The 12,813-nt window shown below is 69.7% G+C and carries 13 protein-coding genes; 12 read left to right on the top strand and 1 reads right to left on the bottom strand.

Annotated elements, in window-relative coordinates:
* Positions 1–23: 23 nt before the first annotated feature.
* Positions 24–632, top strand: a complete 609-nt coding sequence (lexA, locus tag R2910_05905) for a transcriptional repressor LexA (protein MEZ4412499.1) — start codon at positions 24–26, stop codon at positions 630–632.
* Here the strand turns inward: lexA and trpD are convergent.
* Positions 629–1,684, bottom strand: coding sequence for an anthranilate phosphoribosyltransferase (trpD, locus tag R2910_05900; GenBank protein MEZ4412498.1), 1,056 nt, complete (start codon positions 1,682–1,684; stop codon positions 629–631). The genes lexA and trpD overlap by 4 nt on opposite strands.
* Before the next feature lie 150 nt (positions 1,685–1,834).
* On the opposite strand from trpD, the gene truA reads away from it, so the two are divergent.
* The 11 genes from truA to purF are packed head-to-tail and all read left to right on the top strand — an operon-like array spanning position 1,835 to position 12,809.
* Entirely contained in the window at positions 1,835–2,620 is a 786-nt protein-coding gene (gene truA / locus R2910_05895) for a tRNA pseudouridine(38-40) synthase TruA (protein ID MEZ4412497.1), read from the top strand.
* Positions 2,617–4,017 (top strand): trypsin-like peptidase domain-containing protein, encoded by a 1,401-nt coding sequence (locus tag R2910_05890; protein MEZ4412496.1) that lies wholly within the window; start codon positions 2,617–2,619, stop codon positions 4,015–4,017. Before truA ends, R2910_05890 begins: the two co-directional genes overlap by 4 nt.
* On the top strand, positions 4,014–5,429 hold the full coding sequence (locus R2910_05885; GenBank protein MEZ4412495.1) for a lyase family protein: 1,416 nt from the start codon (positions 4,014–4,016) through the stop codon (positions 5,427–5,429). The genes R2910_05890 and R2910_05885 overlap by 4 nt, the downstream gene beginning before the upstream one ends.
* An 18-nt stretch (positions 5,430–5,447) precedes the next feature.
* Entirely contained in the window at positions 5,448–6,368 is a 921-nt protein-coding gene (locus tag R2910_05880) for a phosphoribosylaminoimidazolesuccinocarboxamide synthase (GenBank protein ID MEZ4412494.1), read from the top strand.
* On the top strand, positions 6,368–6,994 hold the full coding sequence (locus R2910_05875; GenBank protein MEZ4412493.1) for a phosphatidylserine decarboxylase family protein: 627 nt from the start codon (positions 6,368–6,370) through the stop codon (positions 6,992–6,994). The genes R2910_05880 and R2910_05875 overlap by 1 nt, the downstream gene beginning before the upstream one ends.
* A complete protein-coding gene (gene pssA / locus R2910_05870; protein MEZ4412492.1) occupies positions 6,991–7,833 on the top strand; it encodes a CDP-diacylglycerol--serine O-phosphatidyltransferase in 843 nt (280 codons plus the stop codon). Before R2910_05875 ends, pssA begins: the two co-directional genes overlap by 4 nt.
* The gene (purS, locus tag R2910_05865; GenBank protein ID MEZ4412491.1) at positions 7,830–8,078 is read left to right on the top strand and encodes a phosphoribosylformylglycinamidine synthase subunit PurS; all 249 of its coding nucleotides are present in this window, start codon (positions 7,830–7,832) and stop codon (positions 8,076–8,078) included. The genes pssA and purS overlap by 4 nt, the downstream gene beginning before the upstream one ends.
* Positions 8,078–8,770 carry a phosphoribosylformylglycinamidine synthase subunit PurQ gene (purQ, locus tag R2910_05860; protein MEZ4412490.1) on the top strand — a complete coding sequence of 231 codons (693 nt, stop codon included), beginning with the start codon at positions 8,078–8,080 and terminating at the stop codon, positions 8,768–8,770. The genes purS and purQ overlap by 1 nt, the downstream gene beginning before the upstream one ends.
* Positions 8,771–8,784: 14 nt before the next feature.
* Positions 8,785–9,114: a zf-TFIIB domain-containing protein gene (locus R2910_05855; protein MEZ4412489.1), complete on the top strand. Its 330-nt coding sequence runs from the start codon at positions 8,785–8,787 to the stop codon at positions 9,112–9,114.
* Positions 9,111–11,414: a phosphoribosylformylglycinamidine synthase subunit PurL gene (gene purL / locus R2910_05850; GenBank protein MEZ4412488.1), complete on the top strand. Its 2,304-nt coding sequence runs from the start codon at positions 9,111–9,113 to the stop codon at positions 11,412–11,414. Before R2910_05855 ends, purL begins: the two co-directional genes overlap by 4 nt.
* Positions 11,415–11,417: 3 nt before the next feature.
* The gene (gene purF / locus R2910_05845; GenBank protein MEZ4412487.1) at positions 11,418–12,809 is read left to right on the top strand and encodes an amidophosphoribosyltransferase; all 1,392 of its coding nucleotides are present in this window, start codon (positions 11,418–11,420) and stop codon (positions 12,807–12,809) included.
* Positions 12,810–12,813 lie beyond the last annotated feature (4 nt).

Here is a 12,813-nt window from a genome sequence, read left to right as displayed (position 1 = left end):
GGTCACTCGCTCGGAGGACGGTCATGCCGCTCACGCGCCGACAAAGCGACATTCTTTCCTACCTGCAATCCCAGATTGCGGACAACGGCTACGCGCCGAGCTTCGAGGAAATCGCGGAACACTTCGGGTTCCAGTCCCTGGCCACGGTGCATGAGCACCTGACCAACCTGGAACGAAAGGGGTACATCCGGCGCGCCTACAACGAGAGCCGATCCATCGAGGTGTTACCCCCCAAGGGGACGGCGGTCGCCTCGGAAATCCCGGTGCTCGGCCGGGTCGCGGCGGGCACCCCGATCGAATCGGTCATGCACAGCGAAACACTGGCGGTGCCGAACGAGATGCTCCCTGCCCGCGGCCCGAATTACGCCCTCCAGGTCCGGGGCGATTCCATGGTCGAGGCCCACATCATCGACGGCGACTATGTCGTGGTCCACGGGAAGCAGTCGGCCGAAAATGGCGAAATGGTCATCGCGCTCATCAACGGCGCCGAGGCCACCGTCAAGAAGTTCTATCGCGAGGCCGGCGGGTGGATCCGACTGCAGCCGGCCAACGAGACGATGGCGCCGATGCGCTTTCAGGAACGCGACGTGCTGATCCAAGGCGTCGTCGTGGGCGTCATTCGCAAGTACTAGGCGGCCTCCGCTGGGTCGCACGAAACGGCGGCACGAATGCGCGAGAGGGCGTCTCGCCCTGTCCCCGCCGTCAGGGCCCGCCGAGCGAGATCAACAGCCTTCGGAAACTCTGCTGACACCCCCGCCACATAGAGTGCCGCCCCGGCGTTGAGCACCAGCGCCGAGCGCGCCGCGTGGTCGGCATCCGCCCCCTCGAGCAGTCGTTCAATGCGGTTGGCATTCTCGTCCGGTTCCCCGCCGGCCAAGGGGGTCAGGTCAGATACCTCCAGACCGAACTCAGCCGGTTCGATCAGCCATTCGCGCACCGCGCTCCCCCGCACCTCCCAGACTTCCGTCGCCCCCATCGGGCTGATCTCATCCATCCCGACCTCGGCATGCACCACCATGGCGTGCCGGGTGCCGAGGCGCCGGAGCGCGTCGGCGAGCAGCGGCGCGACACGCCGCTCGGCCACGCCAACCACCTGGCGCCCCACGCCCGCCGGGTTGGCGAGCGGCCCGAGCAGGTTCATCATAGTGGCCACGCCGAGCTGACGCCGCACCCCGGCGACATGACGCATCGCGGGGTGGTACTGGGGCGCGTACATGAAGGTGAAGCCGGAGGTTTCGAGCGCCTTCGCGGCGACAGGGGGCCGCAATTCAACCGCCACCCCAAGCGCCTCGAGCACATCGGCCGAACCGGACCGGGAGGTATGGCTCCGGTTCCCATGTTTGGCCACGCGAACCCCTGCCCCGACGGCCAGGATGGCAGCGGCGGTCGAGATGTTGAGGGTGCCGACGAGTCCGCCGCCCGTGCCACAGGTGTCCACCAGATCGTCACGGTCGGGCACGATCAGCGGGATCATCGCCTCGCGCAGCACCAATGCCGCCCCGGCAATCTCATCCGCGGTTTCTCCCTTGCGCTTCAGCCCCATCAGGAGCGAGGCGGCATCGCCGTCTGCGGCCTCGCCGGCGACGAGCACGGCAAACGCCGCGGCAGACTGGGACGCCGTGAGCGAACGGCCAATGGAGAGCAGCCGGAGGGCCTCGGCGAGGGGCGGCGCGACGTTGGGCATTGGGGGTGGGGATCGGGGGAACATTCAGCGACCCCAACAGGGCCGCACGAGTGCAAGAAAATGGTAGTGGCCAACAGGGCCTTTTGTCAATTCTGACAAGCATTTGCGTGTCTTGCAGGAGGCCCGCCAAACGGGCTAGATTTCGCCCCGATGAGCCGGACTTTTCTTGCCGTGTTGCACTTTGATGGCGGCCGCTTTCTCGGCTGGCAACGGCAGGCGACCGGCCGTACGGTCCAGGCGGAAGTGGAGGCGGTGCTCGAGCGGCTCGCTGGGCGCCGGGTCGTGGCCCATGGCGCCGGGCGAACGGACGCCGGCGTCCACTCCGAGGGCATGGGGGTCAGCTTCGCCCTCCCGGCCAAGTGGGAGCCGGAGACGGTCCGGCGCGCGCTCAATGCGCTGCTCCCACGCGATTGCTGGGTGGAACGGGTCCGGCTGATGCAGCCGGGGTTCCACGCGCGGAAGAGCGCACGTGGTCGCGAGTACCGGTATGTGGTGGGAGTGGATCCCGCATCGATGTCTCCCTTCCGGCGCCCGTACGAATGGGCGCTGGGGCGCGAACTCGACGCCGGACGGCTCCATAAGGCGGCCGCGACGCTGCTCGGGGAGCACAGCTTCCGTGCCTTCGCGGTGAAGGGCGAACCGAAGCCGCACTACCGCAGCACGCTGCGGCGCGCCGAATGGCAGGCACGGGACGCGGGCCAGGGGTTCACCTTTCACGTGGCCGCCGACCGCTTCCTGCACCACATGGTGCGGATGCTCGTCGGGACCATGGTGGACATCGGACTCGATCGGCGACCGGTCGAAGACATGACCGCCCTGCTGGCGCGGGAGGACAACGCCGACACCAGCCCGCCCGCGCCGCCCGAAGGATTGTATTTCGTCTCCGCCGAGTACGCGGCGGAGGCATTCGCTGACCACCCCGGGGATGCCGCATGACGTCTCGCCACAACTCCGCACGATCCGCCCTCCGCCGCGCCGGCGTCTGGGTGGGCGTGATCGGCGGGCTGCTGGCGGCGTTCGCCCCTCCAGCCCTCTCCGCCCAGTCGGGTGTCGACAGCAGCCGCCGCACGGCCATCGTGACGGCGGTGGAACGCCTCGCGCCGGCGGTCGTGTCGATCAACGTCGCCGCCCGCCAGCAGGTGGCCGTGCGCTCGTCGTGGGCCGACATGTTTGTCCCCCGCTATTCCTCGCAGCTCGTGCGCGGATCCGGGACGGGGTTCCTCATTCGCAGCAACGGCGTCATCCTGACCAACCACCACGTGGTGGCAGGGGCGGAGCAGATCACCGTCACACTCAACGACGGGACCCAGCTCCCCGCCAGGCTGGTCGGCTCCGACCCGGTCGCGGACATCGCCGTCATCCAGGTGGCCGGCCGCGGGTTCCCGACCGCACCGCTGGGCCGAAGCAGCGAGCTCATGGTGGGCGAGTGGGTCATCGCGCTTGGCAACCCGTATGCCGACTACCTCGGCAACACCGAGCCGACAGTGACCGCCGGCGTCGTGAGCGCCACCGGCCGGAACATTTTGCCCACCGAGGGCCAGGCCGGCCTCTACCTCGACATGATCCAGACCGACGCGGCCATCAACCCGGGCAACTCCGGCGGGCCGCTGGCCAACGCGCTCGGGCAGGTGGTCGGCGTGAACTCCTCCATTCTCTCGAACAGCGGCGGCTCCATCGGCCTCGGGTTCGCGATTCCGATCGAGCGGGCGCTCCACGTGGCGGACCTCCTCCTCGCGGGCGGCACGGTGCGTCGCGCCTGGACCGGACTGGACGTGACCCCGCCGCGGAGCTTCGAGGACTGGCGCGCCTCCAACGGCCTCGTGGTGGTGAGCGTCGCCCCCGGCGGACCGGCGGCCCGGGCCGGGATCCAGCGCCAGGACGTCCTCGTGTCGGCCAACGGCCGGACGCTCCACAACCACCTCGACTGGGAATCGGTGAAGCTCGACCTCGGCGTGGGTGACACCATCGCGCTCGTCACCCGCCGCGGCACCACCACCGCCACCCGTCGGCTGGTGGCCAGCGACCTCCCGACCCGCACCGCCGCGCGCGTGACCGTGCTGCAGGACCTCCAGCTGGTGACCGTCACGCCCGCCATCCGCGCCGAACGCGGCCTGCAGAGCGACCAGGGCGCCCTCGTCGTCAATATCGCGCCACGGACCGCCGAGGCGACCGGGCTCCGCGAGGGGGACGTGATCATCGGCATCGATCGCCGCCGCGTGGCCACGGCCACGGACCTCAGCGTCTTCCTCGACGACCTGCGCCCCGGCGAGGCGTTCCGGATCTGGGTCGAGCGAAGCGGCCAAACCGCCTACACGGACCTGGTGTACCGATGACCGACGACCGCTGGCGCTCCCCCCTCGGGACCCGTTACGCATCGCCCGCCATGCAGCGCCTGTGGGGCGAGCCGCACCGCATCCGCCTCTGGCGCCGGGTCTGGCTGGCGCTCGCGGAGTCGGAACGCGAACTCGGGCTCGACATCCCGGAGGCGGCGCTGACGGAGATGCGCGCCCACCTCGACGACGCCGACCTCGCGACCGCCGCGGAGTACGAGCGGCGCTTCCGGCACGACGTGATGGCCCACGTGCACCACTTCGGCGACCAGGCCCCCGCCGCGCGCCCCTTCCTGCACCTCGGGGCGACCAGCGCGTTCGTGACAGACAACGCCGACCTGCTGGTGATCCGGGAAGGCCTCCGCCTCGTGCTGGGGCGCCTCCTGTCCGTGCTCGACGCGCTCGGCGGGTTCGCCGCGCAGCACGCCGCCGAGCCCTGCCTGGCCTACACCCATTTCCAGCCGGCGCAGCTCACCACGGTCGGCAAGCGGGCCACCCTCTGGATGCAGGATTTCGGCGCGGACGTCGAGGACCTCTGCCACCGCATCGAGGGAATGCGCCTCCGCGGGTGCAAGGGCACCACCGGCACGCAGGCCTCCTTCCTGGAGCTCTTCCGCGGGGACCACGCGAAAGTCCGCGAGCTCGACCGCCTGGTGGCCCGGCGCCTCGGGTTCGACCGCACGTGGGCGGTCACCGGGCAGACCTACACCCGGAAGGCCGACAGCACCGTGCTCGACCTGCTCTCCGGCGTGGCGCAGTCGGCCTCCAAGATGGCGGGCGACCTGCGGCTGCTGCAGCACGAAGGCGAGCTGCTGGAACCGTTCGAGTCCGAGCAGATCGGCTCCAGCGCCATGGCGTACAAGCGGAACCCGATGCGGGCCGAGCGGATCAGCGGGCTCGCGAGGTTCGTGACGTCGCTCCAGGCCAACACCGCACAGACGGCGGCCACGCAGTGGCTGGAACGGACCCTCGACGACAGCGCCAACCGGCGCCTCACCCTGCCCGAGGCGTTCCTCGCGACGGACGCGATCCTGATCCTGGCGGCGAACATTGCCGGCGGGCTCGAGGTGCGCCCCGAGGTCATCCGCCGGCATGTCGCGACGCAGATGCCGTTCATGGCCACCGAGCGGTGGCTGATGCTCGGGGTCCGCGGGCGGCGACCGCCAGGCCCTGCACGAGGTGGTGCGCCGCCACAGCATGACGGTGGCCGCCGAAGTCGCCCGAGGCGAGCCGAACCGTCTCATGGACCGGCTCGCCGCCGATGCCGCCTTCGCCGGCATCCCGGCGGCGGCCCTCACGGCGGAGCTCGAGCCGTCCCGGTACACCGGGCGCGCACGCGAGCAGGTCGCCGAGTTTCTCGAGGAATACGCCGCACCATTGGCCGAGCGGGCGCGCCCGCTGGCCGTGACTCCTGACGCCGCAGAGGTACGCGTATGACCGTCATGTTCCGGAGCCAGCTCCCCCTGCCCCTCCTCCGCGCGGGCAAGGTGCGTGAGGTGTACGAGGCCAGCCCCGACCAGCTCCTCCTGGTCGCGAGCGACCGGATCAGCGCGTTCGACGTGGTGATGAACGAGCCGATTGCCGAGAAGGGCCGGGTCCTGACCCAGGTCAGCGCGTTCTGGTTCGGGAAGCTGGCCGACGTCTTCCCGTCGCATTTCATCACCGCCAGCACCAACGAGATCATCGACCGTTACCCCGACCTGGCGCCGCACCGCAGCGCCATCCGGGGCCGCACCATGCTGGTGCGGCGCACGCTGCCGGTCCCGTTCGAGTGCGTCGTGCGCGGCTACATCACCGGCTCCGCATGGGCGGAGTACAAGAAGCAGGGCACCCTGGCCGGCGAGCCGCTGACGCCGGGCCTCGTGGAGAGCGCCCGGCTCGACCCGCCGATCTTCAGCCCCGCCACCAAGGCGGAAAGCGGTCACGACGAGAACGTGACGTTCGACACGATGGCGAGCGCCCTCGGCAAGGCGGAGGCCGCGGCGCTGCGCGAGGCCAGCTTCCGCATCTACGAGGCGGGACGGGCGCACGCCGCCGCACGGGGGATCATCATCGCCGACACGAAGTTTGAGTTTGGGCGGGACGCGGACGGCACCCTCCGGCTCATTGACGAGGTCCTCACGCCGGATTCCTCGCGGTTCTGGCCCGCCGACCGCTACGAACCGGGGCGTGGGCAGCCGAGCTTCGACAAGCAGCCGCTCCGTGACTACCTCGCGGCGCTGAAGGCGAAGGGAAGCTGGAATGGCGAAGCGCCGCCGCCCACGCTGCCGCAGGAGGTCCTCGATACGACGAGCGCGCGGTATGTGGACGCCTACCAGCGCCTGACCGGGCACCCGCTGCCCGAGGATGGCTGATGCGGATCGCCCGCGAAGGCTGGCCGTTCATCGGGGCGTTCTGGCTCATGGAGCTCAGCCTCGTGCTCTTCGGCTACAGCACCGCCGCGATCATCTGGCTCCCGGTGGCGATCTGGGTGATCGCCTTCTTCCGGGATCCGGTCCGGAACGGTCCGCGGGGCGAGCGGCTGGTCATCGCCCCTGCCGACGGCCTCGTGGTGAGCGTCCGAAGCATTGACGAGCCCGACTTCCATGGCGGCGAGGTGCAGCGCGTCTCGATTTTCATGAACGTGTTCAACGTCCATGTGAACCGGTATCCGGTGGACGGCACCATCGCCTATCGCAAGTACTCGCCCGGCGCCTTCGTGAACGCCGCCGCCGAGAAGGCATCGCTGGAGAACGAACAGTCGTCGGTGGGGATCGTCGCGACGCACGGGAAGGTGCTCGTGCGGCAGATTGCCGGGCTGATCGCGCGGCGGATCATCACCGACCACGGCGAGGGCACGGCGGTCCGTCAGGGCGAGCGGATGGGGCTGATCCGCTTCGGGTCCCGGGTGGATGTCTTCCTGCCGAAGGGCGTGACCGTGAAGGTGGCGGAGGGGGAGCGGACCGTGGCTGGCGTCTCCATCATCGGGGAGTGGTCATGAGCGCGCACGACACCGGCGGACAGCGACCGCGCCGCCCGGGCATCCGGCGGGCCATCATCGTGATTCCCAGCGCGTTCACGCTCAGCAACCTGTTCTTCGGGATCTGGGCCATGGTGTCCGCCGCCCAGGGGAATTTCAAGTGGGCGGGATGGTTCATCGTGTTCGCCGGCGTCGCCGACGTGCTCGACGGCCGGATGGCCCGGATGTCCCATACCGGCACCCGCTTCGGCGCCGAACTCGACTCGCTGGTGGACGTGATCTCGTTCGGTGTGGCGCCAGCCCTGCTGATGTACTTCCTCGAGTTTGCCGAGGCGGGGAAATTCGCCTGGGTGCTGTGCTTCATCTACGTGGCGGCGGTCGCGGTGCGGCTGGCCCGGTACAACATCACGGCGGCCGGCTCCGAGAATCCGGGCTGGTTCAGCGGCCTGCCGTCGCCGGCGGCCGGCATGACGCTCGCCACGTACTACGCCTTCAGCCAGACGCAGTGGTACCAGAAGTTCCCGGAATACCTCGACCTGCAGCGGCAGGGGCTCACCTTCCTGATGCTCGCGCTGTCGGCGATGATGCTGAGCAACGTGAAGTATCCGCGCACACCGCGGATCGGCTTCCGCTCCCTGAGCGGGATCCTCGGGACGCTGGTGACGGTCGGCATCCTGGCCGGGCTCATCTTTGCGCCCTCCACCTTCCTCTTCCCCTTCGGCATCGGCTATCTCCTCTTCGGCATCACGCGCAGCGCGCTCATCGCTCTCTCCGACCGTGCCGAAGACACCGCCGACGCCCAGACCCTGCACCTGCGCCCGCTTCCCGGGCACGACCACGACGAGGACTCGACCCCATGACCTATCGCGTGCATATCCGTGTGGTTCCCCGGGCGGGCCTGCTCGATCCGCAGGGCCAGGCCGTGGAACATGCGCTGGCGGCGCTGGGATTCTCCGGCGCCGGTGACGTCCGCATCGGGCGGGCCATCGAGCTGGCCATCGACGCCGCGAGCCCCGAGGCCGCGGAAGCGTCGGCCCGGCAGATGTGCGAAAAGCTCCTGGCCAACCCGGTGACCGAAGACTTCAGCCTGGCCGTGGAGGACTGATGCTTCGCGTCGCGGTCGTGCGGTTCCCGGGCAGCAACTGTGACTGGGACGCCTATCACGCGGTGGCGAACGCCGGCGCGGAGGCGCGGTTCGTCTGGCATCGCGACACTGACCTGCAGCAGGCCGATGTCGTGATCCTCCCCGGCGGGTTCAGCTATGGCGACTACCTCCGCTCCGGCGCCATCGCGCGGTTCAGCCCGGTGATGCAGGCGGTGCAGCGGCACGCGGCGGGTGGCGGCGCGGTGCTGGGGATCTGCAACGGGTTCCAGATTCTCTGCGAGGCCCAGCTGCTCCCGGGCGCGCTGGTCAAGAACGACCGGCTCACCTTTGTCTCCCGACCGGTCTGGGTTCGCGTCGAACGCACCGACACCTTCTGCACCAGCGCGTACGCCCGGGGCACGGAGATCCGGATTCCGGTGGCGCACGGCGATGGCTGCTACGTGGCGGACGACGACACCCTCCGAATGCTGGAAGCCGAGGGCCGAGTGGTGTTGCGCTACATCCGTGGCGAGAACCCCAACGGCTCGGTGGCCGACATCGCCGGAGTCTCGAACGCGGCCGGCACCGTCGTCGGCTTCATGCCGCATCCCGAGCGCTATGCCGACCCGCTGACCGGCAGCGACGTCGGCGCCGGGTTCTTCACGTCCATCGCGGAATGGCTTCCTGGCCGGGCCGCCCGATCCACCCCCTGACGGAGTCCATCAGCATGAGCCCACAGAAGCCGAGCAAGAGCGAGGACGAGTACTTCGCGAAGGAGGAGGCGGAGCTGCTCAAGGCCCAGCGTGAGCGCGCCAAGGCGGCCGCCGAGGAGGCGGCACGACAGCTCCACTTCATGAAGTGCCCGAAGGACGGGCACGACCTGGTGCACGAGGAGTTTCATGGCGTGACCGTGGATCGCTGCGTCCATTGCCAGGGCATCTTCCTCGACGCCGATGAAATCGCCGCCATCGTGGCGAAGGACGACCCGACGCTGCTCGGTCGGGTGGTCCGCGACATCTCGAAAGTCCTGCGCGCCCCCCGCTCGGAGACGAAATGACCACAGCCGTACCCGCCACCCGGGCCGCCTCCTTTCCCGGAGAGCGGGTGGTGACCCTGGAGGTCGTGCGCGAGCACAACCTCACCGCCTCGGAGTTCGACCGCATCGTCGCGATGCTGGGCCGGACGCCGACGCTGACAGAGCTCGGGATCTTCTCCGCGCTCTGGTCCGAACACTGCTCGTACAAGCACTCCAAGCCGGTGCTGAAGCGGTTCCCGACCAGCGGGCCGCAGGTCGTGCAGGGCCCGGGGGAGAACGCCGGCGTGCTGCGGCTGCCGAACGGCTGGGCAGTCGCCTTCAAGATCGAGTCCCACAATCACCCCTCCGCGGTGGAGCCGTACCAGGGCGCCGCGACCGGCGTCGGCGGCATCCTCCGCGACGTGTTCACCATGGGCGCGCGCCCGGTCGCCGTGCTGAACAGCCTCCGCTTCGGCCCGCTCACCGAGCCGAGGAACCGGTACCTCTTTGCCGGCGTGGTGCGCGGCGTCGGCGACTACGGCAACTGCATCGGCGTGCCCACCCTCGGCGGCGAAGTCGGCTTCGCCCCCGGCTACTCCGGCAACCCGCTGGTCAACGCGATGTGCGTCGGCATCCTGCGGGAGGCGGACCTCGCCACCGCCCGCGCGCACGGCGTGGGCAACGTGCTCCTCAACGTCGGCGCCAAGACGGGCCGCGACGGTATCCACGGGGCCAGCTTCGCCTCGGAAGAGCTCTCCGAAAAGAGCGAGGCGAGGCGGCCGCAGGTGCAGGTCGGCGACCCCTTCACCGAGAAGCTGCTGCTCGAGGCGAGCCTTGAGCTGATCACCTCCAAGCTGATTGTCGCCATCCAGGACATGGGCGCGGCGGGACTCACCAGTTCGAGCGCGGAAATGGCGGCCCGTGGCGGGGTCGGCGTCGAAATCGACACCGGGCTGGTGCCGACCCGTGAGCCGGGGATGACGCCGTACGAAATCCTGCTCTCGGAATCACAGGAGCGGATGCTCGTCGTGGCCGAGCCGCACCAGGTCGCCGCCATCCAGGCCGTCTGCCGGAAGTGGGAGCTGGAGGCGACGGACATCGGCCGGGTCACGGCCGACGGGCTCTTCCGCGTCAAGCACAACGGCCTGACGGTCGCCGAAATTCCCGGCCAACCGCTGGTCGACGACTGCCCGGTCTATTCGCCGGCGGCGCGGGAAGCCCCCGCGGCCGCCGCGCGCCGCAAGGCACGGCCGACCAGGACGCCCCGCGTCGGCGTCGGGGAGTCACTCGAATTCCTGCTGGACACCCCGTCCATCGCCAGCAAGCGCTGGGTCTATGAGCAGTATGACTCGACGGTGCAAGCCTCGACCATGCTCGGACCGGGCGGCGATGCCGGCGTGTTCCGGGTGGCGACGGAGCCGTTCGCGATGGCGGTGAGCGTCGACTGCAACAATCGGCTGGTGGCGCTGGACCCGTACGAAGGGGGCAAGGCGACGGTCGCGGAGGCGGCGCGCAACGTGGCGTGCACCGGCGCCGAGCCGCTCGGCATTACCGACTGCCTGAACTTCGGCAACCCCGAGAAGCCGGAGGTGTTCTTCCAGTTCACCGAGGCGTGCCGCGGGATCTCCGACGCCTGCCGGGCCTTCGGCACGCCGGTCACCGGCGGGAACGTCTCGTTCTACAATGAGAGCCCCACCGGGGCGGTCGACCCGACCCCGACCGTCGGGATGGTGGGACTGCTCCGCCGCGCCGAGGACCGCGTCCCCAGTCATTTCCGCGCCACTGGCGACCGGATCGTGATCGTCGGCGGCAGTACGGGGGCCCTGGGCGGCTCCGCCTACTGGGCGGAACTCTGCGACTTCTTCGGCGGGGCCGGCCCGACGGTGGACCTCGATCACGAGGCGCGGCTGCAACAGTTCCTCGTGGCGGCCGCCGCCGCGCGGCTCCTGCGCTCGGCGCACGACTGTTCTGAGGGCGGCCTGGCAGTTGCATTGGCGGAGGCAGCCATCGGCGGCCCCTACGCCGACCGGGGCTTCGGCGCCATCGCCGACCTTCGCACCTACGCCCCTGCCCTGACCGCCGTGCAGGCGCTGTACGGCGAGGATCACGGCCGTGTGGTGCTGAGTGTCGCGCCGTCCGCGCTGCCCGGTCTCCGGGCGCTCCTGACCCGGCACGGGCTGCAGGGCTATCTGGCCGGCGAGGTCCTCGCGCCTGGCGGCGAGCTTTCGATCGTCCTGCCCGACAGTGTTCACCGGTGGCCGATCGACCGGCTCCGTGCTGTGTACGATGACGCGATCCCACGCCGGATGCGCGAGGTCGTCAGCGACCGAGCGGAGGGCTGAGTCATGTGCGGAATCATGGGAGTGTCCGGTGTTCCCGATGCGGCCCGCGTGGCCTACCTCGGGCTCTACGCCCTGCAGCATCGCGGCCAGGAGAGCGCAGGCATCGTTGCCATCACGCCGGACGGCGAGTCCCGCGTGAAGGTGGGGATGGGGCTCGTCTCCGAGACGTTCGGCGAAGCCGAACTCGAACAGCTCCCCGGTGACGTGGCCGTCGGGCACACCCGGTACTCCACGACCGGCAGCACCAACCTCGCCAACGCCCAGCCCTGCCTGGTCAACTATCGCATCGGCTCCCTCTGCCTGGCGCACAACGGCAACCTGACCAACGCGGCAGAGATCAAGAAGACCCTCGTCGAGCGCGGATCGATCTTCACCTCGTCGAGCGACACCGAAGTGCTCGTCCACCTGATCGCCAGGTCGGAAGTCCCCGATCCCGAACTCCAGATTCGTTCGGCGCTGGCCCGGGTGGAGGGAGCGTACAGCCTGGTGATCGGCGTCGGGCGGACGCTCTACGCCGTGGTCGACCCGCGGGGCTTCCGGCCGCTGGTGCTGGGGCGCCTCGGCACGGGCGTCGTGGCCGCCAGCGAGACCTGCGCCCTCGACCTCGTGGGCGCCACCTTCATCCGCGAGCTGAAACCCGGCGAGTTCGTGCGCATCACCGACGGTGTCATCGAGGACCTGCAGCCGCTCCGTGCCAAGCCGGTCAGCCGCTGCGTCTTCGAGCTGATCTATTTTGCCCGTCCCGACAGCGACATCTTCGGCATGTCGGTAGACCGCGTCCGCCGCGAGGCCGGGCGGCGGCTCGCCCTGGAGCACCCCGCCCCGGGCGCCGACGTCGTCTTTTCGGTGCCGGACAGCAGCAATGCCATGGCCCTCGGCTTCAGCGAGGCATCTGGCGTCAAGCTGGAGCACGGGCTGATCCGCAATCACTACGTCGGGCGCACCTTCATCCACCCGACGCAGTCGCACCGGGTGGCCAAGGTGAAGATCAAGTTCAACCCCGTGCGCGGCATCATTGAGGGCAAGAAGGTTGTTGTCGTCGACGACAGCCTGGTGCGCGGCACCACGAGCCGCGGCCTCGTCCAGATGATCCGTGCCGCCGGCGCCAAGGAAGTCCACCTTCGCCTGGCCTCGCCCCCGATCACCGGCCCCTGCCACTACGGCATCGACACGCCCACCCGGGAGGAGCTGATCGCCTCCACGCATTCGCTGGAGGAGATCCGCGAATACCTGGGCGTGGACACCCTCGGGTACCTCAGCCTCGAGGGCATGGTGGGCGCGGCCGGCGGCGGGCCCTTCTGCCACGCCTGCTTCTCCGGCGACTATCCGACCACCGTCCCCGAGCCAATCGTCCAGATCCAGCACGCGTCTTCCCTGACTGCGAGTCGCGCATGACCGG

This window comes from Gemmatimonadales bacterium (genome assembly GCA_041390145.1).
Classification (GTDB): Bacteria; Gemmatimonadota; Gemmatimonadetes; order Gemmatimonadales; family GWC2-71-9; genus SPDF01.
The sequence above is the reverse complement of the archived record's forward strand: the minus strand, read 5'-3'. Positions and strand labels throughout refer to the sequence as shown.